Origin of the sequence: Streptomyces sp. NPDC085596, from assembly GCF_044541565.1 — a bacterium.
Lineage (GTDB): Bacteria > Actinomycetota > Actinomycetes > Streptomycetales > Streptomycetaceae > Streptomyces.
This window is the reverse complement of record NZ_JBITTC010000011.1, coordinates 98,514-125,461: the sequence shown is the minus strand read 5'-3', so window position 1 is coordinate 125,461 and position 26,948 is coordinate 98,514. Positions and strand designations below refer to the sequence as shown.

Annotated in this window: 18 protein-coding genes; 8 read left to right on the top strand and 10 right to left on the bottom strand. The window is 73.2% G+C overall.

What is annotated here, in order from left to right; all coding sequences use genetic code 11:
* Positions 1-7: 7 nt before the first annotated feature.
* Positions 8-499, bottom strand: coding sequence for a MarR family winged helix-turn-helix transcriptional regulator (locus tag ACIGA3_RS27475; RefSeq protein WP_399720787.1), 492 nt, complete (start codon positions 497-499; stop codon positions 8-10).
* A gap of 228 nt (positions 500-727) precedes the next feature.
* Here ACIGA3_RS27475 and ACIGA3_RS27470 point away from each other — a divergent pair, with 228 nt between their 5' ends.
* On the top strand, positions 728-1,546 hold the full coding sequence (locus ACIGA3_RS27470; protein WP_399720785.1) for a lysozyme: 819 nt from the start codon (positions 728-730) through the stop codon (positions 1,544-1,546).
* A gap of 62 nt (positions 1,547-1,608) precedes the next feature.
* Here ACIGA3_RS27470 and lon read toward each other — a convergent pair whose 3' ends face one another.
* The gene (gene lon, locus ACIGA3_RS27465; RefSeq protein ID WP_399720783.1) at positions 1,609-4,026 is read right to left on the bottom strand and encodes an endopeptidase La; all 2,418 of its coding nucleotides are present in this window, start codon (positions 4,024-4,026) and stop codon (positions 1,609-1,611) included.
* Positions 4,027-4,152: 126 nt separating this feature from the next.
* Between lon and ACIGA3_RS27460 the strand changes: the two genes are divergently transcribed.
* The 4 genes from ACIGA3_RS27460 (at position 4,153) to ACIGA3_RS27445 (ending at position 10,935) form a co-directional block, all read left to right on the top strand.
* Positions 4,153-4,839 carry a spermidine synthase gene (locus ACIGA3_RS27460; protein ID WP_399720781.1) on the top strand — a complete coding sequence of 229 codons (687 nt, stop codon included), beginning with the start codon at positions 4,153-4,155 and terminating at the stop codon, positions 4,837-4,839.
* A 108-nt stretch (positions 4,840-4,947) separates the two neighbouring features.
* Positions 4,948-5,688 carry a response regulator transcription factor gene (locus tag ACIGA3_RS27455; protein ID WP_399720779.1) on the top strand — a complete coding sequence of 247 codons (741 nt, stop codon included), beginning with the start codon at positions 4,948-4,950 and terminating at the stop codon, positions 5,686-5,688.
* Positions 5,685-6,797, top strand: a complete 1,113-nt coding sequence (locus tag ACIGA3_RS27450) for an ATP-binding protein (RefSeq protein ID WP_399720777.1) — start codon at positions 5,685-5,687, stop codon at positions 6,795-6,797. The genes ACIGA3_RS27455 and ACIGA3_RS27450 overlap by 4 nt, the downstream gene beginning before the upstream one ends.
* Positions 6,798-7,113: 316 nt before the next feature.
* Positions 7,114-10,935 (top strand): multifunctional oxoglutarate decarboxylase/oxoglutarate dehydrogenase thiamine pyrophosphate-binding subunit/dihydrolipoyllysine-residue succinyltransferase subunit, encoded by a 3,822-nt coding sequence (locus ACIGA3_RS27445; protein ID WP_399720775.1) that lies wholly within the window; start codon positions 7,114-7,116, stop codon positions 10,933-10,935.
* 81 nt (positions 10,936-11,016) lie between these two features.
* On the opposite strand, the gene fxsT is transcribed toward ACIGA3_RS27445, so the two are convergent.
* From fxsT to ACIGA3_RS27405, 8 genes are all read right to left on the bottom strand, one after another.
* Complete coding sequence (gene fxsT, locus ACIGA3_RS27440) at positions 11,017-14,034, bottom strand: FxSxx-COOH system tetratricopeptide repeat protein (RefSeq protein WP_399720772.1); 3,018 nt, start codon at positions 14,032-14,034, stop codon at positions 11,017-11,019.
* Between the two features lie 130 nt (positions 14,035-14,164).
* Entirely contained in the window at positions 14,165-15,574 is a 1,410-nt protein-coding gene (locus ACIGA3_RS27435) for an aKG-HExxH-type peptide beta-hydroxylase (protein WP_399720769.1), read from the bottom strand.
* On the bottom strand, positions 15,571-16,746 hold the full coding sequence (locus ACIGA3_RS27430) for an FxsB family cyclophane-forming radical SAM/SPASM peptide maturase (protein ID WP_399720766.1): 1,176 nt from the start codon (positions 16,744-16,746) through the stop codon (positions 15,571-15,573). Before ACIGA3_RS27430 ends, ACIGA3_RS27435 begins: the two co-directional genes overlap by 4 nt.
* Positions 16,747-16,885: 139 nt before the next feature.
* Positions 16,886-17,071 (bottom strand): FxSxx-COOH cyclophane-containing RiPP peptide, encoded by a 186-nt coding sequence (gene fxsA, locus ACIGA3_RS27425; RefSeq protein WP_399720763.1) that lies wholly within the window; start codon positions 17,069-17,071, stop codon positions 16,886-16,888.
* 36 nt (positions 17,072-17,107) lie between these two features.
* Positions 17,108-20,422, bottom strand: a complete 3,315-nt coding sequence (locus tag ACIGA3_RS27420) for an SAV_2336 N-terminal domain-related protein (RefSeq protein ID WP_399720759.1) — start codon at positions 20,420-20,422, stop codon at positions 17,108-17,110.
* Positions 20,423-20,429: 7 nt separating this feature from the next.
* The gene (locus ACIGA3_RS27415; RefSeq protein WP_399720756.1) at positions 20,430-21,470 is read right to left on the bottom strand and encodes an AAA family ATPase; all 1,041 of its coding nucleotides are present in this window, start codon (positions 21,468-21,470) and stop codon (positions 20,430-20,432) included.
* A 115-nt stretch (positions 21,471-21,585) separates the two neighbouring features.
* Positions 21,586-23,712, bottom strand: a complete 2,127-nt coding sequence (locus ACIGA3_RS27410) for a trypsin-like peptidase domain-containing protein (RefSeq protein ID WP_399720753.1) — start codon at positions 23,710-23,712, stop codon at positions 21,586-21,588.
* Positions 23,709-24,338, bottom strand: a complete 630-nt coding sequence (locus tag ACIGA3_RS27405; protein WP_399720750.1) for a CU044_2847 family protein — start codon at positions 24,336-24,338, stop codon at positions 23,709-23,711. Before ACIGA3_RS27405 ends, ACIGA3_RS27410 begins: the two co-directional genes overlap by 4 nt.
* A 241-nt stretch (positions 24,339-24,579) precedes the next feature.
* Between ACIGA3_RS27405 and ACIGA3_RS27400 the strand changes: the two genes are divergently transcribed.
* From ACIGA3_RS27400 to ACIGA3_RS27390, 3 genes are all read left to right on the top strand, one after another.
* Positions 24,580-24,759 carry a DUF6104 family protein gene (locus tag ACIGA3_RS27400; RefSeq protein ID WP_046418474.1) on the top strand — a complete coding sequence of 60 codons (180 nt, stop codon included), beginning with the start codon at positions 24,580-24,582 and terminating at the stop codon, positions 24,757-24,759.
* Positions 24,760-24,997: 238 nt separating this feature from the next.
* Entirely contained in the window at positions 24,998-25,888 is an 891-nt protein-coding gene (locus tag ACIGA3_RS27395) for a DUF4097 family beta strand repeat-containing protein (RefSeq protein ID WP_399720746.1), read from the top strand.
* 1 nt (position 25,889) lies between these two features.
* Positions 25,890-26,933 (top strand): helix-turn-helix transcriptional regulator, encoded by a 1,044-nt coding sequence (locus ACIGA3_RS27390; protein WP_399720743.1) that lies wholly within the window; start codon positions 25,890-25,892, stop codon positions 26,931-26,933.
* Positions 26,934-26,948: the final 15 nt, after the last annotated feature.

Below are 26,948 nucleotides of genomic sequence, written 5' to 3'. Positions count from 1 at the left end.
AAAGCGGCTACTTCTCCGCGATGCCGTTCAACTCGTGCAGCAGCCGGGCGAGTTCGGCTACCTCACGGCGATCCCAGTGGGCGAGCTGGCTGACGTAGCGGGCGCGGCGGGCCTCCCTGACCTGGCCCACCCGGCCCCGGCCCTCGTCGGTGAGGGTGACCAGCCAGGCGCGGCCGTCGGCCGGATCGGGCTCGCGGGCGATCAGACCCAGCTCCTCCAGGGCGCGCAGCTGGCGGGACATGGTGGCCTTGCCGACGCCGATGTAGGCGGCCAGGTCGGTGGCCCGCTGGGCGCCCTGCTCGTCGAGCCGGATGAGCAGGCCGTACGCGGCGGGCTCCAGGTCGGGGTGGACCTCGCGGGCCATCTCGCCCTGGTTGGCCCGCGCCCGCCGCAGCAGCACCGTCAGTTCGCGCTCCAGCGCCAGGAATTCCTGGTCGACACAGCGCGGCGCCACGGGTGCGGCGCCACCGCCCGTACCGTTGTTCCCGTCCTCGTGCACCTCAGTACCCCTGCCCGGTTTCGCGTCTGAAATTTTCTGCCGGACCCCGTCATCGCCGCAGCTCGGTCAGTATTTCGCAGGCGTAGACCAACGGCGGCATCCGGACCCTCTTCCCACCCCCGTATCTACGTGCGTAGCTTCTTGGACGGGCCCCCTCGCGGCGGGCCCACGCAAACAGGCTCGTCGGTCATTTCAGGTCCCCCACCTTCCCTCCCGAAAGGCCACGCCATGCCCGTGCACAGACCCGGCCCCGCCCGCCCGCGCACGCTCGCCGTGCTGCTCACGGCCCTGCTCGGCGCGCTCTCCCTGGTCCTCTCCGCCGCTCCCGCCCAGGCCGCGCCCCACCGCGGCGACGCCTACCTCGGCATGGGCGTCCTCTCCCACGACGGCCGCTCCGGTGCCCCGGCGGGCACCCGCGCCGCCCAGACCGAGGGCGTCGACGTCTCCGGCCACCAGGGCAACGTCGACTGGGCCACGCTGTGGAACAGCGGCGTCCGCTGGGCCTACACGAAGGCCACGGAGGGCACCTACTACACCAACCCGTCCTTCGCCCAGCAGTACAACGGCTCCTACAACGTGGGCATGATCCGGGGCGCGTACCACTTCGCCACCCCGGACACCACGAGCGGCGCGGTGCAGGCCAACTACTTCGTGGACCACGGCGGCGGCTGGTCGCGTGACGGCCGGACGCTGCCCGGCGTGCTCGACATCGAGTGGAACCCGTACGGCGACGCCTGTTACGGCATGGCCGGCGCCGCGATGACCAACTGGATCGCGGACTTCCTGAACACCTACCGGGCGCGCACCGGCCGGGACGCGGTGATCTACACGGCGACGAGCTGGTGGACCCAGTGCACGGGCAACAGCGCCGCCTTCGGCGCGGTCAACCCGCTGTGGATCGCCCGGTACGCCACCGCGCCGGGCACGCTGCCCGCGGGCTGGGGCTTCCACACGATGTGGCAGTACACCTCCTCCGGCCCGACGGTCGGCGACCACGACCGGTTCAACGGCGCCCTGGACCGGGTGCAGGCCCTGGCCAACGGATAAGGACGTACGTACGCGAAAGGCCCGAGCCCCCCTCGCATGGGGGACTCGGGCCTTCGCCCTGTTCAGGCCGCGACCGGGACCTCCGCCACGGTGGCGGGCGCGAGGGCCAGCTCCAGCACCTGGCGGACATCGGTCACCGCGTGCACGTCGAGCTTCTCCAGCACCTCGGCCGGGACGTCGTCCAGGTCGGCCTCGTTGCGCTTGGGGATGATCACGGTGGTCACCCCGGCGCGGTGCGCGGCGAGCAGCTTCTGCTTCAGCCCGCCGATCGGCAGCACCCGCCCGGTCAGCGAGACCTCACCGGTCATCGCCACGTCCGTGCGGACCAGCCGTCCGGAGAGCAGGGAGGCCAGCGCGGTCGTCATGGTGATGCCCGCGCTCGGCCCGTCCTTCGGGACCGCGCCGGCCGGGAAGTGGATGTGCACACCCCGGTCCTTCAGGTCGGCCACCGGCAGCTCCAGTTCGGCGCCCCGGCTGCGCAGGAAGCTCAGCGCGATCTGCGCCGACTCCTTCATCACGTCACCGAGCTGCCCGGTCAGGGCCAGCCCCGCCGCGCCCGTCTCCGGGTCGGCGAGCGACGCCTCGACGTACAGCACGTCGCCGCCCGCCCCGGTGACCGCGAGCCCGGTCGCCACGCCGGGTACGGCGGTACGGCGCTCGGCCGGGTCCTGCGCGGACTCGGGCACGTGGTGCGGACGCCCGACCAGGCCGCGCAGATCCTCCTCGCGGACGGTGAACGGCAGCTCCCGCTCGCCCAGTTCGTGCTGGGCCGCGACCTTGCGCAGCAGCCGTGCCACGGTCCGCTCCAGGGTGCGCACGCCCGCCTCGCGGGTGTACTCCCCGGCGAGCCTGCGCAGCGCGCCCTCCTCCAGCGTGACCTCGTCGCCGGTCAGGCCGGCCCGCTCCAGCTGGCGCGGGAGCAGGTGGTCGCGGGCGATGACGACCTTCTCGTCCTCGGTGTAGCCGTCCAGCCGGACGATCTCCATCCGGTCGGCCAGCGCCTCCGGGATCGCCTCCAGCACATTGGCGGTGGCGAGGAAGACCACGTCGGACAGGTCGAGTTCGACCTCCAGGTAGTGGTCGCGGAAGGTGTGGTTCTGCGCCGGGTCCAGCACTTCGAGCAGGGCGGCGGCCGGGTCGCCCCGGAAGTCCGAGCCGACCTTGTCGATCTCGTCCAGCAGCACGACCGGGTTCATCGACCCGGCCTCCTTGACCGCGCGGACGATACGGCCGGGCAGCGCGCCGACGTAGGTGCGCCGGTGGCCCCGGATCTCCGCCTCGTCGCGGACGCCGCCGAGGGCGACCCGGACGAACTTCCGCCCCATCGCGTGCGCCACGGACTCACCGAGGCTGGTCTTGCCGACGCCGGGCGGGCCGACCAGCGCGAGCACGGCACCGCCGCGCCGCCCGCCGATCACACCGAGGCCGCGCTCACCGCGCCGCTTGCGCACCGCGAGGTACTCGGTGATGCGCGCCTTCACGTCGTCCAGACCGGCGTGCTCGGCGTCCAGGATCTCCTTGGCGCCCTGGATGTCGTAGGTGTCCTCGGTCCGCTCGTTCCACGGCAACTCCAGGACGGTGTCCAGCCAGGTGCGAATCCAGGAGCCCTCGGGCGACTGGTCGGAGGAGCGCTCCAGCTTCTCCACTTCCTTGAGCGCGGCCTCGCGGACGTGCTCGGGCAGGTCGGCGGACTCCACGCGGGCGCGGTAGTCGTCGGACTCCTCGGCCGCGTCCGGGCCGTCGCCGTTCAGCTCGCGCAGTTCCTTGCGGACCGCTTCCAGCTGGCGCCGCAGCAGGAACTCGCGCTGCTGCTTGTCGACGCCCTCCTGGACGTCCTTGGCGATGGTCTCGGCCACGTCCTGCTCGGCGAGGTGGTCGCGGAGCTGCTGGGTGGCGAGCTTCAGGCGGGCCACCGGGTCGGTGGTCTCCAGCAGCTCGGTCTTCTGGTCGGTGGTGAGGAAGGGCGAGTAACCGGAGTTGTCGGCGAGCGCGGAGACGTCGTCGATGGCCTGGACCCGGTCCACGACCTGCCAGGCGCCGCGTTTGCGCAGCCAGGTGGTGGCCAGCGCCTTGTACTCCTTGACCAGGTCGGTCACCTGGCCGGGCAGGGGGTCGGGCACGGACTCCTCGACACGGGTGCCCTCGACCCACAGGGCGGCGCCGGGGCCGGTCGTGCCCGCGCCGATGCGGACCCGGTCGCGCCCCTTGACCAGGGCGCCGGGGTCGCCGTCGGCGAGTCTGCCGACCTGCTCGACGGTGCCCAGCACACCGGTCTTCGCGTAAGTGCCGTCGATGCGCGGGACCAGCAGCACCTTCGGCTTGCCGGACTCCGCACGCGCGGCGGCCTGGGCGGCCTCCACGGCGGCCCGCACCTCGGCGTCGCTCAGATCCAGCGGAACGACCATGCCGGGCAGCACGACCTCGTCGTCGAGCGGCAGCACGGGCAGAACGAGCGTGAACGCTGTGGACTCATCAGCCATGATCTCCCCTATGGCAGTCAACTTGAGCAACACTGACTCAATGCTCAGCAGCCGTTGAATGTTCCCCGAACATCGTTCGCTCTGGGCGAACGAAGACTTCCGCGGCGAGCGGGGCAGGATGTCGGCATGACTGCCACGCACGACAGACCCGTGGACCCCGTGGTCTTGGACCGGCGCGAGGGACCGTACGGAGAGGTGGTGCTGCGCCGGAGCGGGGAGTTGCTCCAGATCATCGCCAACGGGTGTTTCCTGATGGACACTTCCGACGGACGCTCGGAGCGGCTGCTCGTGGACGCGGCGCGGGACGCGCTGGACGACCGCCCGGCTCCGGAGGTGCTGATCGGCGGGCTCGGCGTGGGCTTCTCCCTGGCGCACGCGGCCGCCGACCCCCGCTGGGGACGGATCACCGTGATCGAGCGCGAGCCCGCCGTCATCGACTGGCACCGCGGCGGCCCGCTGGCCCCGATCTCCGCCGGGGCGCTGGCCGACCCGCGTACGCGCGTCGTGGAGGCGGATCTCGTCGCTTACGTCAATGAGACATCGGACACGTTCGACGCGCTGTGCCTCGACATCGACAACGGCCCCGGCTGGACCGTCACGGAGGGCAACGAGAGCCTGTACACACCACGCGGACTCGCCGCGTGCGCAAGGGTGTTGAGACCTGGCGGGGTACTGGCCACCTGGTCCGCGCAGCCCTCTCCGGAATTTGAAGGAACCTTGCGGAATGCCGGGTTCCGACAGGTGCGTACCGAAGAGGTCCCCGTTGCCCGTGGCGTTCCCGACGTGGTCCATCTCGCCGTCCGACCTGGATAGCGACGGCCCGGCGTGTCCCCGTAATGTGCAGCGTGACGCGGATCATTCAAGCGTCAATCGCAGTCATGGGATCACCCCACGGATTCCGGAAAGCAACAGGGGCGGGCGATGGAGCAGACACACACCTCCCAGACCAGCGCGGCGACGACGTCTCAGGGCGCGCAGCGCCGGGTCCTGGTCGTCGAGGACGACCCCACGATCGTCGACGCTGTCGCGGCCCGGCTCCGCGCCGAGGGATTCCTCGTGCAGACCGCCGGTGACGGTCCGTCGGCGGTCGACACGGCCGAGGCGTGGCAGCCCGACCTGCTGATCCTCGACATCATGCTGCCCGGCTTCGACGGCCTGGAGGTCTGCCGCCGCGTGCAGGCGTCCCGCCCGGTGCCGGTGATGATGCTCACCGCGCGCGACGACGAGACCGACATGCTGGTGGGTCTCGGGGTCGGCGCCGACGACTACATGACCAAGCCGTTCTCCATGCGGGAGCTGGCCGCGCGCGTGCACGTCCTGCTGCGCCGCATGGAGCGCGCCGCGCTCGCCGCGACCACCCCCCGCTCCGGCATACTCCGCCTCGGCGAGCTGGAGATCGACCACGCCCAGCGCCGGGTGCGGGTGAAGTCCGACGACGTGCACCTGACGCCCACCGAGTTCGACCTGCTGGTGTGCCTGGCCAACACCCCGCGCGCGGTGCTCTCCCGGGAGCAGCTGCTGGCCGAGGTGTGGGACTGGGCGGACGCCTCCGGCACCCGGACCGTGGACAGTCACATCAAGGCGCTGCGCCGGAAGATCGGCGCCGAGCGCATCCGCACGGTGCACGGGGTCGGTTACGCGCTGGAGACGCCGACGCCGTGAGTCTGGGACGGGAAGCGGGGCGCCGGCGCGCCGGGGGCGGACCCTGGGGCGGTGTACGCCCGTTCTCGATCAAGACCAAGCTGGGCGCGCTGGTCGTCATCTCGGTGCTGATCACCACCGGTCTCTCCATGATCGCGGTGCACACCAAGACCGAACTGCGCTTCATCACGGTCTTCTCGATGATCGCCACGCTGCTGATCACCCAGTTCGTGGCCCACTCGCTCACCGCGCCGCTGGACGAGATGAACGCGGTGGCCCGCTCCATCTCGCACGGCGACTACACGCGCCGGGTGAGCGAGGGCCGCCGCGACGAACTCGGCGACCTGGCCGTGACGATCAACGTCATGGCGGACGAGCTGGAGGCACAGGACCTCCAGCGCAAGGAGCTGGTGGCGAACGTCTCGCACGAGCTGCGCACCCCCATCGCGGGGCTGCGCGCGGTGCTGGAGAACATCGTCGACGGCGTCACCGAGGCCGACCCCGAGACCATGCGCACCGCGCTGCGCCAGACCGACCGTCTTGGCCGGCTGGTGGAGACCCTGCTCGACCTCTCCCGCCTCGACAACGGCGTGGTCCCGCTGAAGGCCCGCCGCTTCGAGGTGTGGCCGTATCTGTCCGGGGTGCTCAAGGAGGCCAACATGGTCGCCTCGGCGCGCGCCGGACTCGCCTCCGGCTCCGGCAGCCACACCCGTACCGACGTGCATCTGCACCTGGACGTGTCCCCGCCGGAGCTGACCGCGCACGCCGATCCCGAGCGCATCCACCAGGTCGTGGCGAACCTCATAGACAACGCGGTCAAGCACAGCCCGCCGCACGGCCGGGTGACGGTGCGGGCCCGGCGCGGGTCGCGTCCGGAGTCGCTGGAGCTGGAGGTGCTGGACGAGGGTCCGGGCATCCCCCGGTCGGAGTGGCACCGCGTGTTCGAGCGGTTCAACCGGGGCCAGGTGACCCGCCCGCACGGTCCGGGCAGCGACGGCGGCACCGGTCTGGGGCTGGCCATCGCCCGTTGGGCGGTGGATCTGCACGGCGGCCGGATCGGTGTGGCCGAATCCGAGCGCGGATGCCGGATCATCGTCACCCTTCCAGGAGCTGTTCCGGCGTCGAGTTGACGCTCCGAGTTGACGTAGGGTTCAGCTCGGAAGATCAAGATCCACGGACGTTCGCGCAGCCGGACGCGTGTGATCAGGGACGGGCCCGCGCGATGCGCCGAGCGATGACGCTCACGGCCCCGCTCCGCCGCACCCTCAGCCCTTCGCCCACATGCGGAACCCCGCTTGTTTCCCGCCATTTCACGGCCCGAAACGCGGTTCCCGATGTGACTTACGCGACGATGAACGGGCCCGACCTGACCTTCCCGCTCAGGGAGGCGTAGCCTTTATTCCCGCTGTCCATCACCTTGTGAAGCGGAAGAGGGCGGTTGCCGCCGTGTCGCCACAGTCCCCCAGTAACTCGAACGTCTCCACCGACGACCAAGCCGGGAAGAACCCCGCCGCGGCCTTCGGCCCGAACGAGTGGCTCGTCGATGAGATCTATCAGCAGTACCTCCAGGACCCGAATTCGGTAGACCGTGCCTGGTGGGACTTCTTCGCCGACTACAAGCCGGGGGCGCCCGCCGCCCCGGCTCCGGCGGGTACCGCGGCCGCGGGGGCCGCGGGCACCACCCCCACCACCCCCACCGCTCCACCGGCCCAGGCCGCGCCGGCTCCGGCCGCGCCCGCCCAGGCCCAGGCTCCGGCTGCCAAGCCCGCCGCAGCGCCCGCCCAGGCTCCGGCCCAGGCACCCGCGGCGAAGGCGGCTCCGGCCGCCCAGGCCCCGGCGAAGCCGGCCCAGCCGGCCGCGAAGCCGAAGGCCGCCGCAGCGCCCGCCACGGAGGCCCCCGAGGGTCCCGAGCTGGTCACGCTGCGTGGTCCGGCCGCCGCCGTGGTGAAGAACATGAACGCCTCGCTGGAGCTGCCGACCGCCACCTCGGTCCGCGCGGTCCCGGTGAAGCTGCTGTTCGACAACCGCATCGTCATCAACAACCACCTCAAGCGGGCCCGCGGCGGGAAGATCTCCTTCACGCACCTCATCGGGTTCGCCATGGTGCAGGCCATCAAGGCCATGCCGCCGATGAACTGGTCGTTCGGCGAGAAGGACGGCAAGCCGACCCTGGTCAAGCCGCCGCACGTCAACCTCGGTCTGGCCATCGACCTGGTGAAGCCCAACGGCGACCGCCAGCTGGTCGTCGCGGCCATCAAGAAGGCCGAGACGCTGAACTTCTTCGAGTTCTGGCAGGCCTACGAGGACATCGTCCGCCGCGCCCGCGAGGGCAAGCTCACGATGGACGACTTCACCGGTGTCACGGTCTCCCTGACCAACCCCGGCGGCCTCGGCACCGTGCACTCCGTGCCGCGCCTGATGCCCGGCCAGTCGGTGATCATGGGCGTCGGCTCCATGGACTACCCGGCGGAGTTCCAGGGCACCAGCCAGGACACCCTGAACAAGCTCGGTGTCTCCAAGGTCATGACGCTCACGTCGACCTACGACCACCGGACCATCCAGGGCGCCGCCTCCGGCGAGTTCCTGCGCCAGGTCGCCAACCTTCTCCTCGGTGAGAACGGCTTCTACGACGACATCTTCGAGGCGCTGCGCATCCCCTACGAGCCGGTCCGCTGGCTCAAGGACATCGACGCCTCCCACGACGACGACGTCACCAAGGCCGCCCGCGTCTTCGAGCTGATCCACTCCTACCGGGTCCGCGGCCACGTCATGGCCGACACCGACCCGCTGGAGTACCAGCAGCGCAAGCACCCCGACCTGGACATCACCGAGCACGGGCTCACCCTGTGGGACCTGGAGCGCGAGTTCGCCGTCGGCGGCTTCGCCGGCAAGTCCCTGATGAAGCTGCGCGACATCCTGGGCGTGCTGCGTGACTCGTACTGCCGCACCATCGGCATCGAGTTCATGCACATCCAGGACCCCAAGCAGCGCAAGTGGATCCAGGACCGCGTCGAGCGCCCGCACTCCAAGCCGGAGCGCGAGGAGCAGCTGCGCATCCTGCGCCGCCTGAACGCGGCGGAGGCGTTCGAGACCTTCCTGCAGACGAAGTACGTCGGCCAGAAGCGGTTCTCCCTGGAGGGCGGCGAGTCCGTCATCCCGCTGCTCGACGCGGTCATCGACTCGGCCGCCGAGTCGCGCCTGGACGAGGTCATCATCGGCATGGCCCACCGCGGCCGGCTGAACATCCTCGCCAACATCGTCGGCAAGTCGTACGCGCAGATCTTCCGGGAGTTCGAGGGCAACCTCGACCCGAAGTCGATGCACGGCTCCGGCGACGTGAAGTACCACCTGGGCGCCGAGGGCACCTTCACCGGCCTGGACGGCGAGCAGATCGCGGTCTCCCTGGTCGCCAACCCCTCGCACCTGGAGGCGGTCGACCCGGTCCTGGAGGGCGTCGCCCGCGCCAAGCAGGACATCATCAACAAGGGCGGCACGGACTTCACCGTGCTGCCGGTGGCGATCCACGGCGACGCGGCCTTCGCGGGCCAGGGCGTGGTGGCCGAGACCCTGAACATGTCGCAGCTGCGCGGCTACCGCACCGGCGGCACGGTCCACATCGTCATCAACAACCAGGTCGGCTTCACCGCGGCCCCCGAGTCCTCGCGTTCCTCCATGTACGCGACGGACGTGGCCCGCATGATCGAGGCCCCGATCTTCCACGTGAACGGCGACGACCCGGAGGCCGTGGTCCGCGTCGCGCGGCTCGCCTTCGAGTTCCGTCAGGCGTTCAACAAGGACGTGGTGATCGACCTCATCTGCTACCGCCGCCGCGGTCACAACGAGTCGGACAACCCGGCCTTCACCCAGCCGCTGATGTACGACCTGATCGACAAGAAGCGCTCGGTGCGCAAGCTGTACACCGAGTCCCTGATCGGTCGTGGTGACATCACCCTGGAGGAGGCCGAGCAGGCGCTCCAGGACTATCAGGGCCAGCTGGAGAAGGTCTTCACCGAGGTCCGCGAGGTCACGTCGCAGCCGGCGCAGGGCGAGTCCCCGGCGCCGAAGGACGGCTTCCCGGCGGCGGTCCCGACCGCGATCTCCGCGGAGGTCGTCAAGCGGATCGCGGAGTCCCAGGTCAACGTCCCGGACAACATCACCGTCCACCCGCGGCTGCAGCCCCAGCTCCAGCGCCGGGCGGCGATGGTGGAGGACGGCACGATCGACTGGGGCATGGGCGAGACCCTGGCCATCGGTTCGCTGCTGCTGGAGGGCACCCCGGTCCGTCTCGCGGGCCAGGACTCCCAGCGCGGCACCTTCGGCCAGCGCCACGCGGTGCTCATCGACCGGGAGACCGGCGAGGAGTACACCCCGCTCCAGTACCTCTCCGAGGACCAGGCGCGGCTGAACGTCTACAACTCCCTGCTCTCCGAGTACGCGGCGATGGGCTTCGAGTACGGCTACTCGCTGGCCCGCCCGGACGCGCTGGTGATGTGGGAGGCGCAGTTCGGCGACTTCGTCAACGGCGCGCAGACGGTCGTGGACGAGTTCATCTCCTCGGCCGAGCAGAAGTGGAACCAGACCTCCGGTGTGGTCCTGCTCCTGCCGCACGGTTACGAGGGCCAGGGCCCGGACCACTCCTCGGCCCGCCCGGAGCGGTTCCTGCAGCTCTGCGCGCAGAACAACATGACGGTCGCCATGCCGACCTCGCCGGCGAACTACTTCCACCTGCTGCGGTGGCAGGTCCACAACCCGGACCACAAGCCGCTGATCGTCTTCACCCCGAAGTCGATGCTGCGCCTGAAGGCGGCCGCCTCGAAGGCGGAGGAGTTCACCTCCGGCGAGTTCCGTCCGGTCATCGGCGACAGCACGGTCGACCCGGCGGCGGTCCGCAAGGTCGTCTTCTGCTCGGGCAAGGTGTACTACGACCTGGAGGCCGGGCGGCAGAAGCGCGGCGCCACGGACACGGCGATCATCCGCATCGAGCGGCTGTACCCGCTGCCGGGCGAGGAGCTCCAGGCCGAGGTCAACAAGTACCCGAACGCCGAGAAGTACCTGTGGGTGCAGGAGGAGCCGGCGAACCAGGGTGCGTGGCCGTTCATCGCGCTCAACCTGATCGACCACCTGGACCTGGCCGTCGGTGCCGACGTCCCGGCGGGCGAGCGGCTGCGGCGCATCTCGCGCGCGCACGGCTCGTCCCCGGCGGTGGGCTCCGCGAAGCGCCACCAGGCGGAGCAGGAGCAGCTGGTGAACGAGGTCTTCGAAGCCTGACCTCCGCTCGCTGAGCAGCGTTGAAGGGCCCGGCCCCCTGGATCTGATCCGGGGGGCCGGGCCCTTCCGCGTTGTCCGCTCTCAGCTGGCCTGCGGCTCGAAGTCCCAGTAGGGGCGGTTGCGGGAGCGGGCGGAGATGGTGTGGACGTGCTGGGGGCCGAGGGTGGCGGCGAGGTCGGCCAGGGCCTCCTGTTCGACCTTCTCCGCCTGCTGGCGGTCGCGCAGGGCGCGCAGGTCGGCCGCGTAGGCGACGCGGGCGGTCAGGGTGAGGGGGTGGGTGCGGCCGAGGGTGTCGGTGGCGCGCAGGATGGTGATCTGGCTGAGGTCGGCTGCGGACTCGGTGTCCCCGACGAGGTTGCGCAGCGCGGCCGCGTTGACGGCGCAGCCCAGGGCGTAGGGGTGGGTCTCGCCGAGCGCGGCGGACATGTCGGCGAGGCTCTCCTCGATCAGCACGTGGGCGTGGTCGCGTTCGCCGACGCTGCGCAGCACCAGCGCGTGGTTGGCGCGGGCACCGATGATGAAGGGGTGGCCCTCGGGCAGCAGCAGTTCGTAGCGGGCGAGGACGGATTCGCTGGCCTCGCGGGCCTGGTCGATGTCGCCGTGCTCGCGGGCGAAGCAGCTCTGGCTGACGGCGGCGGCCAGGGTGTGCGTGTGGGTGTCGCCGAGCTTGCGCTCCAGCCCTTCCAGTACGCGGGTGAGCAGCCCGCCCGCCGCCGCCCGGTCGCCGCCGCGCAGCTTGCACAGGGCGAGGTTGTGCTCGGCGCGCAGGGTGTTCTGGTTGTCCGGGCCCATGACGATGCGGTACTCGCGGACGTTCTTGGCCTGGATGGACTCGGCCTCGGAGTAGCGGCCCAGCAGGCGCAGGTCGACGGCGTAGGAGACCTCGGAGAACAGGGTCCAGGGGTGGCGGCCCTTGAGCAGCTGGCGGCGGGCCTCCAGGGTGCGGGTGTCGAAGCCGCGGGCCTGCTCGTAGCGGCCGAGGAGGCGCAGGGTGAAGCCGAGGTTGTTCTGGGCGTTGAGGGTGCGGGAGTCGTGCTCGCCGAACAGCTCGCGGTAGGTGGGGTACAGCCACTGGTCGAGTTCGAGGGCGTCGTCGTACTGGCCGAGTTCGCGCAGGTCGGCGGCGAGTCCGCCGGCCATCCTCAGATGGTCGAGGTCGTGTTCGCCCCGTTCGGCGCGGAGTTGCTCGCGGGCGGCCCGGTCGATGGCCTCGGTCTCCTGGAAGCGGCCGGCCGAGCGGAGCAGGTTGGCGTAGTGGTAGGTGACCTCCCACACCCGGGGGTGGGACTCGCCGAGCAGTGCGCGCCAGGAGCGCAGGGCGCGGCCGCCGAGGTTGACGCCCGCGGTGTACTCCCCCGCGAACAGCATGTACCGCAGGCAGTTGAGCACCAGCCCCTGCACCTTGCGGTCCTTGCTGCGCAGCACGTCGGCGTATTTGAGGTGCGGGACGATCTCGGCGTACGCGTCCCAGTTGCGGGTGTCGGTGGGGCGGCCGGGGTCGGCTTCGGCCAGGGCGCGGCGGACCACCTCGATGAACTCTTTCCGGTCGGCCTCGGGCATGTCCTTGTGCACGATCTGGTGGACCATCCGGTGCAGATAGACGGACTCGCCGGAGGCGACGACCTCGTCCAGCATGGCCTCGTGCGACTCCAGCCGGACCACGGAGTACTGGCGGAGCTGGTTGACGGCCTTGTTCCACAGCAGCGGGTCGTCCAGCAGTCCGGCGAGCTGTTCGGGCAGGTCGTCGTGGTTCATGTCCTTCAGTAGCCGGACCGGGATGAAGCCGGGGGCGAAGAAGGTGCACAGCCGGAGCAGGTCGACGGATTCGGGGACGGTCTCGCGGAGCTTGTTCAGCAGTATCGACCAGGCGGTCTGGAAGGCGAGCGGGAAGTCCGCGGACACCTTGACCACGTCCTGGTCGATCCCGCCGTCCAGCAGGGCGATGTACTCCTCCACCGACAGGTCGGAGTCGTTGAGCCAGCCCGCGGTCTGGTCGAGCAGCAGCGGCAGGTCCTCGAGGGCCTGGGCGAGCTGGTCGGCGTCGGGTTCGCTGAGCCGGGGCGCGCGGCGGCGGATGAAGGCGACCGACTCGTCCCGGTCGTAGACGGGGACTTCGAGGAGCCTGCTGTTGTGCTCGCTCCACTCGGGGTTGCGGGAGGTGATGAGGACGTGGCCGGGGCCGGTGGGGACGAGGTCCCAGATCTGGTCGGGTTCGTCGGCGCCGTCCAGGACCAGCAGCCAGCGGGAGTACGGGGTGCCCCGGCGCAGCGCGTCGCGGACGGCGCGCAGTCGCTCGCCGTACTCGGCGCCGGTGGACAGCTGGAGTTTGGGGGCGAGTTCGGCCAGGAGGCGGCGGTAGCTGACGCGTTTCTCGGCGTTGACCCACCACACCACGTCGTACTCGGAGCCGAAGCGGTAGACGTACTCGGCGGCCAGCTGGGTCTTGCCGACGCCGGACATGCCGTGCAGGGTGAGGACGCCCGCGCCGGGCTCGCTGCCCTGGAGCAGGTGGTAGGCGTCGTTGAGCAGCGGCTCGCGGCCGGTGAAGCGGGTGTTGCGGCGCGGCACACCGCCCCACACGTCGGGCATGGCGGCCGGGAAGCGGGGCGCGGGGCGGGCCGGGTCGTCGTCCGGGCGGGTGTCGGAGGGCAGGTCGAGGCGGTCCATGAGGCGGCGTTCGGCCTCGTCGGCGCCCATGTTGGTGAGGTCCACGGGGGCGAGGGCGGCGACGGCGGAGGGCACGGAGGCGTTGGTGACGGAGACGGCGGCGAACCGGCCCGGGTCGGCGCCGACCACTTCGCGCAGGGCCGCGTTCCACTCGTCGTGGCCGCGCGGGCCGAGCTGGAAGTACCACTCGCTGACCACGATCAGGGTGCGGCCCTCGGCGAGGGTGAGGTCGCGCAGCAGGTCGGTGAGCGACTGGTCCGGCGGGGCGTCCCAGCGCAGGTAGACCACTCTGAGGCCGCGCCGCTCCAGCCGGTCCCCGATCCAGGCCGCCCAGGCCCGGTTGAACCCGGCGAAGCTGATCGTGACGGTCTGCCTCGCGGCGCCGTTCCCGTTCGGCGCCGTCGACCCGACCGGCGTACGAGCTTCAGACATGCGGCGGCCTCCAGCACGTAGACAGGAAATCCTAGAACCTCAACGCGGCTCTGGGGAGAGTCCGGCGACCGCCGGAACGAGCGCCGCGCTGCGCCGATCTTCGCGCAGCCGGGGGTGCGAAGTCGGCATTTCACCTGTTCGGGATCGGCGGCGTGGGGGGCTGTCGCTGCGCCCACAGGGTGCGCACCGCCTTGACGTACGCCTGCGCGCGCGCCGTGTGCCCTCGTGGTGCGGGGCGGGCGGAGAGCCGTTCGTGGGCGGCGGCCATGCCGTCGACGAACCGGCGGCCGGCCGGGGTGAGGTCGGGTGAGGCGACCAGCGCGGGCAGGGCGGCGGCGACCTGGGCGTGGTAGCGGGCGTGTTCGGCCCAGGCGGCCTCGCGGCGGGCGGGTTCGGCGAGGGCGGTGCGCTGGAAGTGGCCGGCCAGCGCGAGATGCGCGTAGGTGCCGTGCAGCAGTCCGTCGTAGGGCCGGGGGTCGGGGCGCCAGGGGGCGAAGTAGCGGGCCTCGGGTCCGGCCCGGTGCAGTTCCACCAGCTCGCCGAGCGCGGCGAGTTTGGTGTGCTGCATCTCGTGGACGAGGGTCGCGGCGAAGGCGGTCGGGGTGGCGGGGGTGGTGCTGAGCAGCGCGCCGAACGCCTCGCGGCGGGTGCCGCTGGAGCTGCCCCGGCCGTCGGCGCCGGGCGGGGGCGCGAGCGGGACGAGGCAGCGCAGCAGGGCGACGGTCTCGGTGAGCCGCTGTTCGCCGCCGGTGCGCAGCGCCGCAGCCGTGCCGGACCAGGCTTGCAGCCAGCGTTTGCGTTCGGCGTGGTCGGGTCCGCCGGGCCCGCTGAACGCGAACCGTCCGGGGTCGCGGGGCGGGGTGCGGTACGGGTCGAGGTCGTCCAGCGGTACGGGGGCGGCGCCGGGCAGCAGGCCGGGCAGGGCGTGGGCGGGGGTCCAGGCGGGGGCGCCGGACCAGGCGCCGACGCCCTGCTCCAGCCGGACGTGGACGTCGAAGGCGCCGCGCCGGCGCAGGGTCAGGCGTCCGTTCTTGTGCCGTACCTCGACCTCGGCGCCGCCCGTCCGCGCCAAGCGCAGGGCGCCGAGGGAGGGCAGGCAGAGTACGCCGTCGCGGGCGGTGAGTCCGGTGGTGAAGGGCAGGCCCGCGCGGGCGGCGGCGGCCACCGCGAGGGCGCTGAAGTAGGCGAGGTCCAGCTGGAGTTCGTGTGTGCCGGTGCCATCGGGGGTGGTCAGCGCGGTCAGGCAGCGGCGGGCCCAGGGGCCGGTGAGCGGGTGGGTGAGCCGGGTCCGCGCGGGTGAGTGGGGGCCGTCGGTGGCGCGGTCGGCCGCCGCCAGCAGGGCCCAGTCCTCACGCAGCCGCCGCTTGGCGGCGGGCGGGCAGTCGGCGGGGCCGGCCGCCTCGGCGGCGTCGAGGACGGCGCGCAGCAGCAGCATGCGCCGGGTGTCCTGGTCGCGGACGAGGAGGGCGAGGGTGTCGGGGCCGCCCTCGGTGCGGCTGAGTTCGGCGAGGGCGCGGTCCAGGGCCGCGGGAGCCGTCACGGGGTGCCCCCTTCGTCGGTGGCCGGGCGCCTGCTTTCCTCGGCGAGCCGCGCGGCCACGTGCCGGATGAAGCGCTGGAGGTCGGCGCAGTACACCGACGGGTTACGGAAGCCGTGTCCGGCGCGGTACCGGTGGGCGTAGTGGCCGCCCCCGCACACCGTGACCAGCGGGCAGGCCCGGCAGCGCCCGGCGAGGCCCGCGAGTCCGGCCTGCCGGGCGGCGACGCCGGGGTGGGCGAGGGCCTGGTCGAAGTCGTGCCGGAAGACGTCGAGCCCGGTCTCGGCGGCGCCGTCGTACGCCGATTTCAGCGAGTCGACCTGTTCGATGGAGCCGTCGGTCTCGATGACGACGGCGTCGAAGGGGGCGAGGCCCAGCGACTCGGTGGCGGCGGGCAGGCCGAGCAGCAGGGCCACACACTCCTCGAAGAGCCGCACCCGTGTCTCGCGCCGCCCGGCCGACCACCAGCGGTCGAAGACCCGGCACAGCCAGTCGGCGTACCGCTCCTCGCCCCAATGCGGGGGCGGGGCTGACCAGTTGCCGTGCGGCAGCAGCAGGTCGATCGCGGGCGGGCGGAGCGTGAGCAGCGACTCGTAGGTCCCGACGGGGTCGGTGGTGGGGTCGACGACGGTGAGGACGCCCGCGTACGCCTCGGGGAAGCGGTCGGCGACCAGGCGGGCGCCGCGCGCGGCGGCGGGCCAGGAGGGGCGGCCGGCGTGGTCGACGCGGCGGGCGTTGAGCGCGGCGCTCCCGCCGTCGAGGCTGATGCCGACGCGGATGCCGTGCCGGGCGAGGAGGGCCACCCGGTCGTGGGTGAGCAGGGTGGCGTTGGTCTGCACGGTGGCGTGGACGGCACAGTCCTCCGGCACGCGGGCGCGGACGGTGTCGGTGAACGCGGCCAGGGTGTCGGCTCCGGCCAGCAGGGGTTCGCCGCCGTGCAGGACGAGGGAGAGCGCGGTCAGGGCGTGGTCGCGGGCGTGCCGGGCGATGCGGTCGGCGGTGCGGTCGAGTACCTCTGCGGGGGCGGTGGCGGGGCGGGCGCGCCAGGTGCGGTCGGGTCCCTCGTAGAGGTAGCAGTAGCGGCAGGCGAGGTTGCAGCGGCCGTGCGCCTTGACGATGAACTGACGGAAGGGGCGCGGTTCCGCCCGCGTCGGGGCGGCGGTCGTCCCGGACATCCAGCACCCCCGTACCCGTGACGCGGGCGCGGCTCGTTCGCCCGTGTGTGCGGGCGCATTCCCGGCCGCGGCCCGGACCCAAACGCAAACGCGGCGGAACTTGCCGGTTTCCGCCGTCCGGTGACCAGTAGCGAGCGGATCAGAGGCAGTTGTTGAAGCCCCAGAGCATCTCGGCGGGCTTTCTCGCGCGTTCGGTGAGGGTGTCCAGGACCTCGCGCAGGACGGGGTGGTCCATGGTGCGCAGTTCCTCCAGGTCCAGTGTCAGCAGGTCCGGTAGCGGCTCGTCGTGCTCCGGTACGGCCGTCTCGTCGCCCGCGCTCGTCATCGCTGCCTCCCGTGGTGGTCCTCGGTGCGGTGCCGGTCAGCCGAGTCCGGCCAGCCGGTCGGCGGTGTCCTCGGCCGTCGGGGCGCCGGTGCCGAGGCTGTCCTCGGGCAGGCGCGCCCACTCGGCGCGGGCCGCGCGGTACGCCTCGCGGGCCGCGCGCGGCCGGGACGCCGCCTCATAGGACATACCCCGCCAGTGGTGCGCCTGCGCGCCCAGTTCCACGGCGATCCGGCGGTCGCGGTCGGACTCGGCCGCCGCCTCGGCCTCCCGCGCCGACTCGGCCGCCGCGCGGAAGGCGTCCACGGCCTCGTCCAGCCGGGCCGGCCGGGCCAGGCTCCGGTACGCCTCGTACTGCGCCTGTCCCAGCTCCAGGAAGCAGCGCGCGGCCGGCAGCGGGTCGTTCGCCTCGGCCGCCGCGAGCCCGAAGAGATGCTCCGCCTCCCGCAGGTCCACCCGGTCGCCGCGCAGCCGGTAGCGCCGGATCAGGGCGCGGCCCAGCATCAGCAGGCGGTGCGCGGTGTGCGGGCTGCCGGTGTGGGTCTCGCGGCGGCAGTCCCGCAGTACCCGGATCGCGTGGGCCAGCGCCTCCCAGGCCCGCTCCCCGGCCTCGGCGTCCGCCCGCCGCAGCAGCACCTCGCCCCACTCGGCGAGCACACCGGGGTAACCGGCGGCTTCCCTGGAGGTGTCGGCGGCGGCGCGGGCGAACGCCTCTGCGGCATCACGGAGTTCGCGCGGGTCGCCCGTCTCGGCGTACCGGGCGACTCCGATCCGGCCCGCTCTGACGTGGAGTTGGGCGCGCAGGGCTCGTCCTGTGGTGACGGCGAGCGCGGCGTCGACGCGTTCCTGGGCCTCGGCGAGGTCGCCGCCGGAGCGGAGCAGGGCGTCGACCAGGTCGAGCCGTGTCAGCGCGCCGTCGTCACCGGCCGCCGTGTTCCCCGTCGGCCCGGCCGCCAGCGCGTCGCGCAGCGAACCGGCGGCCTGCGCGGCGTAACCCCGCGCCTGTACCGGGTCGTTGGTGGCATCGGCGAGACGCAGCAGGAGTCTGCCGTGTGCGAGGGGAAGCTCGGGCGGGCGGTGCCTGCGGTCGGGCCAGCTGTCGGCGAACGCCTCCAGCATGCCGACCGCGCCCTGGAGCAGCGCGCTGTCCCCGCCGAGCCGCCACTGCGCCTCCAGCGCGCCGACCCGTTCCAGCGTCAGCCGCAGCGCCTGAGCGGGCTCCAGGTCGGGGGCGGCGCAGGCCACGGCGTACTCCCGGTCGGCGCGGCGCAGCAGGTCCAGCGCGGCGGGCCGGTCGCCGCGCCGTCTGCGGTCGGTGGCGGCCGCGCGCAGCACCCGGGCCAGCGCGGCCCGCTCCCGCTGGGCGTGCGGGTGGGCCACGGCCCGCTCGGCGGCGGCCTCCGCCTCGGCCAGCAGCGCGGAGCCGCCCTGCACCTCCCACAGCCGCAAGCTGGCGTGCGCGTACTCGGCCCACAGTCCGGGGTCGTCCCCGGCGGGCCGCTCGTTCTCGGTGGCGCCACGCAGCAGTTGTACGGCGTCGATCACGTCCTGCACCATGCCGTCGGCGTCGAACCGGGCGAGCAGGGTGCGGGCCCGGACCACCGCCGGGTGCGCCGGCCTGGGTCCGGTGGCGGTGCCGGGGCGGGTGCCGTAGAGCCGGAACTGCTCCGGGAGCGGCATGAAACGCTCCAGCACACGCGCGGCGACCTCGGCGAAGGGCTGGGGCACGAGGGTGGCGTCGCCGTTGTCGCCGTCCCCGGGATACGCGCCGTACGGGCGGGAGCCGGGCCCCGCGTCCTCGCCGCGCCCCGGCAGCCCGGTGCCGCCGAGCTGGGCGAGGGCGAGGGCCGGGAAGTTGGCGCCGCCCTTGCCGAAGCGCTGCTCGATGTACTCGGAGCAGTGCTTGAGGACGAGCAGGGCCTCGTCCCGGCCGAGGGTGGACAGCAGCGCCTCCCGCACCTCCGGCTCCATCTCGTACCACTGCCCCGCGTCCGGCCCGTGGTCCTCCCCCGCCCTGCGGACGAGGCCGCCGAGCAGCACCTCGGCGAGTTCGGCGGGGCCGGAGCCGGGCAGCATGGTGCGCTGCACCAGCCGCATCACCGGCAGGCAGAGCGGGGCGGCGGCCAGGTAGACGGCGAGGCGGCCGGCGGCCGGTGACGCGGCGGAGCGGAACCGGCTGACCCGCTCCACCGGGGTCGGCCCGCGTCCGCCGCGTGCCCGCGGTGCGGGCGGCTGGTCGGCGCGCACCCAGCCCACCGCGCCGGGCACGGGCCCGGCACCGGCCCCGGCGAGCAGCCGCGCCCACGCCCCGAGCGCCACCGGTTCGGGCGGCAGCACCGGCACGGGCAGCACGCCCGGCGGGGGGACGAGGGGAGCGCCGTCCGGGGTGCGTACGCGCAGCGCGGTGCCGCCGGGGGTGTCGCCCCGGGTCAGTTCGCCGTAGGTGACCGGCAGCCGGGTGCGGCTCCACAGGCGCTGCGGGAGCGGCTGGAGCACGGCGACGGGGGCGAGCCGGGCCAGCCGGTGCAGCAGCCGGTGCGCGCGGCCGGAGCGCCACAGCGGGCCCGCGCAGTCGCTGACCAGGAGGGTGATCCGGCGCCCGGTGGGGTCGCTGAGCCGGTCGACGGTGTGCTGGGGCGCCCCGCGCGGATCGGCGCTCGCGCTGACCGTGGCCTCGCCGTCGGGCCCGGTGTGCAGATGGGCGATCCGGATGTCCCCGAAGGCGCCCAACTGGGCGAACACGTCCTGGAGTTCGACGAAGAGCCGGTCCCACACCCGCATCGAGGGCGCGGCATCCAGCACCAGCTGGAGCCGGGTGTCCCCGCGCCGCACCTCGCGGTACACGGGGAGGATCAACCCGCCCGCCTGTGCGCTGAGTTCGGCGGTCGCCGTCTCGTCCAGCTCCCGGCGCAGCGGAGGCGCGGCACTGCGGTACGCCTGCAACGGCCGCAAGGCGCGCTGGAGTTCGAGCGCGGAGGGCAGCGCGGGGGCGGCGGGTACGCCGACCGGGAGTGCGGTGAGCCGCGCGGCGGTCCCGGCGCGGGGGTGGCTTTCACGGGGCGCCGGGTAGAGGGGGACGCTCCGGTCGGGGCCTGCGGACAGCAGCCCGGATTCCCTTCGCGGGGCGGGGAGTCGGGGTGCGGACGGGGAGGCGGGCGCGGGTGTGGGCGGCCGGGCCTCACGGGGCCGCTCGACCGGATCGGCCGGCCGCCGTTCGCCAGTCCAGCGGGCCAGCCACAGGGCGTCGCTCAGCCCTTCCACGTCCGGTTCGAGGCCGGCTCCCCGCAGCTGGAGCACGAGTTCGGCGAGCGGGTCGGGGGTGTCGGGGCCGTGTCGTGCCGGTGCGTCGGGCATCGGCTCCTCACCTCGGGCGGTCTAGTCGCTGGATGAGCAGGTCGGCCAGGCGCTCACGGCTCGGCGGGGCGGCCGCGTCGGTGAGGTAGATCGCGTTCAACAGCTGGTCGGTGGCGAGGAGTTCGCTGCGCGAGCGCTCCAGGAAGCGGGCGATCAGATCGTCACCGGCCCGCGCGGCCTCGTCCCCGAGGTGGGCGCGGACGAAGGTGGCGAGCCGGTTGTGGTCGGGGCGGCCCAGCTCCAGGTGGATGCAGCGGCGCATCAGCGGGGCCGGGAAGTCCCGTTCGCCGTTGCTGGTGAGGACCACGAACGGGAAGGAGGTGCAGCGCACCCGGCCGTCGCGCACCCGCACCTTGGTGCCGTCGGCGGTGAGCACCTCGGCCTCGCCGTCGGGCAGCCGGTCGGCGAGGCGCCGCAGCTCGGGTATCTCGAACTCGCCCTCCTCCAGCACGTTCAGCAGGTCGTTGGGCAGGTCGATGTCGCTCTTGTCGAGTTCGTCGATGAGCAGCACGCGCGGGGTGTCCGAGGGCAGCAGGGCAGTGCCGAGCGGGCCGAGCCGGATGTAGCCGCCGATGGCCTCGACGGACCCGGGGCTCCCGGCCGCGCTGCCGTAGCCGCCCTGCGCCGCGATCTGCACGTCCTGGAGGCGGGCGATGGCGTCGTAGTGGTAGAGCCCGTCCTGGAGGGTCGAGCGGCTGACGATGGACCAGCGCAGCACCTCACCGAGCCCCAGCTCGTACGCCACCGAGTGGGCGAGCGTGCTCTTGCCCGCGCCGGGGCTGCCGGTGACGAGGAGCGGGCGGCGCAGATAGAGCGCCGCGTTGATCATCTCCAGCTCCTCGGCACCGGGCCGGTGCAGCTCGGCCAGGTGCCGGTGCGCGCCGAGCCTTCTGTCGCGGGAGCCGTCGCCGTCCTCGGCCGGGTCGTCGGCGGTGTCCGCGCCGCGTCCGGAGAAGTCGCGCCAGGGCGGGGGCGGGGGCAGCCGGCTCATCCCGTCGTGGGGTTCCCCGGCACCTCGGTAGATGAGCCACTCACTGGATTCGGTCATGTCCGGTCCTCGTCGTCGCTCGTCGCTCGTCGCCGGGGGCAGCCTGGGGACGTCCTCACGGTATCGATCCGCCGGACGCCTGGTAAGGGGATCAGGGAGGAACCGGGGCCCCGGATCACGGGGCCTCCAGCAGGTCTCCGGTGCCGGGCAGGGGGCGGTGCGGATCGTCGTACAGCAGCGCTGTTCCGTGGACCCAGTAGGACTCGGTGTCCTCGGCGCCGACCCGTCCGCGCAGCCCGTGCACCGCGTCGGGCAGGAACAGGGCGCCGTCGCCGTCGTCCACGGCTGTCTTCACACCCCGGTGGAACTCCCCGCACACCGCTCCCGGTCGCCGCCGCCACAGCACCACCCCGAACCCGGCCCGCAGCACCCGGCCGAGCGCGGCGGGGTCGTCCGAGAAGCGCGGGTCGCCGGGGCGGCACAGCACCGGCACGGTGTGCGGCGCGAGCCCGCGCAGCGCCGCCGCGTCCGGTATGGGTCTGCGCACGCCGTCGTCGCAGTCCAGCACCTCGGCCTGCGCCTGCCGCAGATGCAGCCGGCGCCAGCGGTCCCGGCGCTCGGCGTCCGGGTCCTCGTCGTCGTACGCCTCCCAGGGCGCGGACCTTTGGCGGCCCACCGGTTCCTCGTCGGGGAGCTGGTCGCGGTCCGAGCAGCGGACCAGGACCGGCCGTTCGGTGCCGAGGGGGACGCCGTCGGGTCCGAGCCGCCAGTCGTCCACGGGCAGGCCCAGGTGCAGATGGGGCAGGGCCGCGTACAGGGTGGCGGGCCGGCCGGGTTCGTCGCAGTGCCGGAACGCCTCGGCCAGGGGCGCGGCCACATGGTCGACGAGGCCGTCCAGCGGGGCGCGTTCGCCCTCGTACAGCCGGGTCGGCTCCTGGTCGGGGCCGCCGCCCACGGAGACCGACCAGTCGCAGTGGTCCGGCTCCCAGCCCCGGCGCAGCACCACCAGCAGCACGGCGGGGGCGAGCGGGGCGGGGGCCTTGGTGAGGGTGGGCTCGAGTAGCGCCGTGTCTCTGCCGCGCGTCCCGAACGCGGCCTGCCGGTGGGCCGCTCGGGTACGGCCGAGCAGCTCCGCCCGCCGCTGGGCGAGGGTGTGCCGGTAACCGCTGTCCAGCCCGGCCGCCGCGTGCCGCACCCACTCCCACAGGGCGCGTTCGGCGGCGAGCGCGCTGGGGGCGGGCGGGCGTCCGGCAGACAGCACGCCCATCGCGTAGTCGAGCACCAGCTTCAGGGCGCCGTCCTGGCGGGCGTGTTCGTAGAGCAGTCCGAGCCCGTCCCGCCAGCCGCGCGGGGCGGGCACGAGGGACGGCACGCGGAAGCCGGGCAGCGAGCGGAGTACGTCGAGCAGTCCGCGGGTGCTGACGGGCGGGGGCAGGTCGGCGAGCAGTCCGAGCAGTTCGCTCCGCTGCTGCGGGCTGAGGGTGCGGCCGGGGCGGGCGCCCAGCTCTCCCTGGATGTCGGCCCAGGTGGGGTCGGGCGAGTCGGCGTTCCGCTGGCGGTCGCGGTGATAGCGGTCGTGGGCGTGGAAGACGGACTGGTAGACGTCGTCGCCGTCCGCGGGGAGCCGCAGCGTGCGCAGGCGCTCGACGCCGATGGAGGTGCCGCCGCCGCCGTGGTCCGCGCGGGACTTGAGCACGCCGACGACCTCACCGCGCACCGGGTCGACCACAGGGCCGCCGGAGACGCCGGAGGGCAGGTCGTTCTGGCCGAGCCGGACCTGCTCCTCGGGCGACCAGGCGCTGATGGTGCCCTGCACGGTGAGCTGGCCGTCCAGGATCTGCAGCCGGCCCCGGGGCGCGGTCCAGCCCGCGTAGAACACCCTGGTCCCGCCGAAGTGGGGGTTGGGCCGCTCGGACATGTACGCGCAGGTGTGGCCGACGGGCTCGCGCAGCCGGACCAGGGCGAGGTCGGGCGCGGGCCAGCTGCCCGGCACAGGACGCCCGGTCTGCTCCGGGAGCATCGCGGCCACGCGTCCGGGCACGGCGCGCGGGTCGTCGTAGGGGCTGGTGCGGTACACCACGGTGACCTCGCCCCCCTCCCCGGCGTGAACCACGTGTGCGCAGGTCAGAACCCAGTTCGGCGCGACGAAGAAGCCGCTGCCGAGGAAGCTGACGGGCTCGTCGTGGGCATACCCGGCCCCCGCGCGATGAATGCGTACGGTCGCCGCCAGAACGAGGTCACGCAGCGCAAGCTCCGCAGCACCGTCCCCCTCGGGTGCGCCCCCGCCGTACCCCACGCTCATCCCGGATGCCCCCACACGCCGAGCAACGCTTCAGGTCGGGGGGTTGGAGTGGGGTGGGGTCGGGGCAAGGAGTACGGCTCGGGGGCCTGTCCCGCGCCCGGTACGTGGTCCGGGTCCGCCGTGAGACCGGGTGCGGGCGTGCCCGGCACCGGCGCTCCCGGCGCAGGACCGCCCGGCACGGGACCGGCGCCCGGCCCGGCTCCGCCCGGCGAGGGCCCGGCCCCCGGCACGGCCCCTGGCCCACCCGTGTCCGGCGCGGCCCCCGGCACGGGACCCGCCCCCGGCACAGGACCCGTCTCCGGTGGGCCTCCGTTCCAGGTCAGGGTGACCGTGAGAGCGGCCTTGGCCTCGCCGTCCGCGAGGAGGCCGACCACCTTGCCGGCCTTCGCGGTCAGCTCGATGCCGAACTCCACGCTGACCTCGTCCGGCCGCACCGCGCTCAGCGGGCCGGACAGCGACCGCGCGACCCCGGTGATCAGCGAGTGCAGGCTCTCCACGCTCGCCTCCACCCGGTCATGGAAGCCGGTGTCGGTGTACGACAGCTCCTCCGCCCCCGAGATCCGGGCCCACACCGGCGTACCGTCCGGCAGCTCGATCCGCGCTACCCGCGTCGATTCCCCGTTCATCGGACTTCCCCGTCCTCTCCCCCGCTCGTCCCCCGTCCCGTACCGCGCCCGGCGCCCCGTCACCACCCGCCCGGCACCGGCTGCCCACCGGGCCCGGCGGCTGCCTATGATTTTCCTGTCCTCTCCCGGCTCCCCAGCCGGAACAGGCGGCGCCCTCTCCCCTCGCGGTCACCTCCGCGAATGAGGGTTCTTCCCGCCCAGGACCGGACCTACCCCTGCATCGACCGACGGAGCGTCATCCATGTACTTCACCGACCGAGGCATCGAAGAACTGGAGAAGCGGCGCGGCGAGCAAGAGGTCACCTTCGAGTGGCTCGCCGAGCAACTGCGTACGTTCGTCGACCTGAACCCCGACTTCGAGGTACCGGTGGAACGCCTGGCCACCTGGCTGGCCCGCCTGGACGACGAGGACGACGAGTAGCCCGCCTCTCCCGCTTGCCCCGCGGGCCCGCCTCATCCGGGCAGGGCCCGCACAGTCATGCCCGCACACCGCCCCTCCGGCAGCGGCCCTCGTCCCCCGAACGGGTGTCTTGACTTCCGACAGCCGCGATATATCGTGATTACCAGGAGACGCGATATGGCGTGACGGGTCGGCATGCCCGCCCACCGCGCATCGCCCCGCTCCGCCCTCTTGTCCGCGTCACGCCCGAGGAGGACCCGTGTCCGAGTGGACCGTCGCCGAACCCGAGAAGCTGAGCTTCGACGCCCCCGTGAGCGAGCTGAACGTCCGCGTCGTCAACGGCACGGTGAACGTGGTGGGCACCGAGGAGAGTTCCGCCCGCCTGGAGGTCTCGGACATCGAGGGCCCACCCCTGATCGTCACGCACCGGCACGGCATCCTGACGGTGGCGTACGAGGACCTGCCGTGGAAGGGCTTCCTGAAGTGGCTGGACCGCGAGGGCTGGCGGCGCAGCGCCGTCGTCTCCCTCGCCGTCCCGGCGGGCACCCGCGTGGAGGTGGGAGTGGTCGGCGCCTCGGCGGTCGTCTCCGGGGTGCGCGGCCCCTCCGCGGTCAAGGGCGTCACCGGTGACACCACCCTCGTCGGCGTCTCCGGCCCGGTCCGCGCGGACACCGTCTCGGGCAATGTGGAGGCCCAGGCCGTCAGCGGCGACCTGCGGTTCAAGTCGGTGTCCGGCGATCTGACGGTGGTCGAAGGGGCGGGCCCCTCCGTCCGGGCCGACTCGGTCAGCGGCTCCATGATCATCGACCTGGACCCGGAAGGCCCCACCGACGTACGCCTGACCAGCGTCTCCGGCGAGATCGCCATACGGCTCCCGCACCCGGCGGACACCGACGTGGAGGCGAACACCGCCAGCGGCTCGATCTCCAACGCCTTCGACGGCCTGCGCGTGCAGGGCCAGTGGGGCGCCCACAAGATCACCGGCCGCCTCGGCTCGGGCAGCGGCAAGCTCCGGGCCACCACGGTCTCCGGCTCCATCGCCCTGCTGCGCCGCCCGGCCGAGGAGGACGACGACACCGCCTGGGAGACCGGTCCCGGCCCCGCCTCCGCCTCCCCCGCGGACGGCACGACCGACAAGAAGGTGCTCTGACATGCCCCCCGTCTTCGCCCACGGCCGCCTCCGCCTGTACCTCCTCAAGCTGCTCGACGAGGCCCCGCGCCACGGCTACGAGGTGATCAGGCTCCTCGAAGAACGCTTCCAGGGGCTGTACGCCCCCTCGGCGGGCACCGTCTACCCGCGCCTGGCCAAGCTGGAGACCGAGGGCCTGGTCACCCACACCACCGAGGGCGGCCGCAAGGTGTACTCCATCACCGACGCGGGCCGCGCCGAGCTGGCCGACCGCAGCGGTGAACTGGTCGACCTGGAGCTGGAGATCCGCGAGTCGGTCGCGGAACTCGCCGCCGAGATCAAGGCCGATGTGCGGGGCGCCGCGGGCGACCTGCGGCGCGAGATGCGCGCGGCGGCCTCCCGGACCCGCAGCAGCAGGGTGGGCGCGGCCCGTCCGGGGGCCTCCGACGAGCCGGCCGGCCAGGGTGACTCCGAGGCGTGGCGGACCGCCAAGGAGGAGATGCGCCGCGCCAAGCAGGAGTGGAAGGAGCAGGCCCGGCGCGCCAAGGACGAGAGCCGCCGTGCCCGCGAGGAGGCCCAGCAGGCCCGGCGCCAGGCCCAGGAGGCACAGTCGCGGGCCAACGCCCAGGCCCAGGAGGAGATGCGCCGCCTCGCCGGCCGGGTCCAGGAGCGGGTTCAGGACCACTTCACGCGCGGCGACTGGCCGACGGGCGTGCGCGAGGGCCTGGCCGAACTCGCGCGGGAGTTCGGCGACTTCGGCAAGGAGCACGGCAAGCGCACCGGCGCGGGAGGGACCGGTGCGGGCGGCGTCAAGGCCGGGCCCGCCCCGGAGTACTCCACCACCCCACCGGACTTCCCGATGGAGTACGAGCCCGCCTGGACCCATGAGCCCCCCACCGGCGACCCGGCCCGCGACCTGGACCGACTGCTGGACCGTTTCCGGGACGACGTCCGGGACGCGGCCCGCGACCACGGCGTCACCGAGGACCAGCTGCGCGACGTCCGCCACCGGCTGTCGACGGCGGCGGCCCACATCGGCGCGATACTCAACGGCCCCAAGGTCTGACCCTCCCCAGGGGGC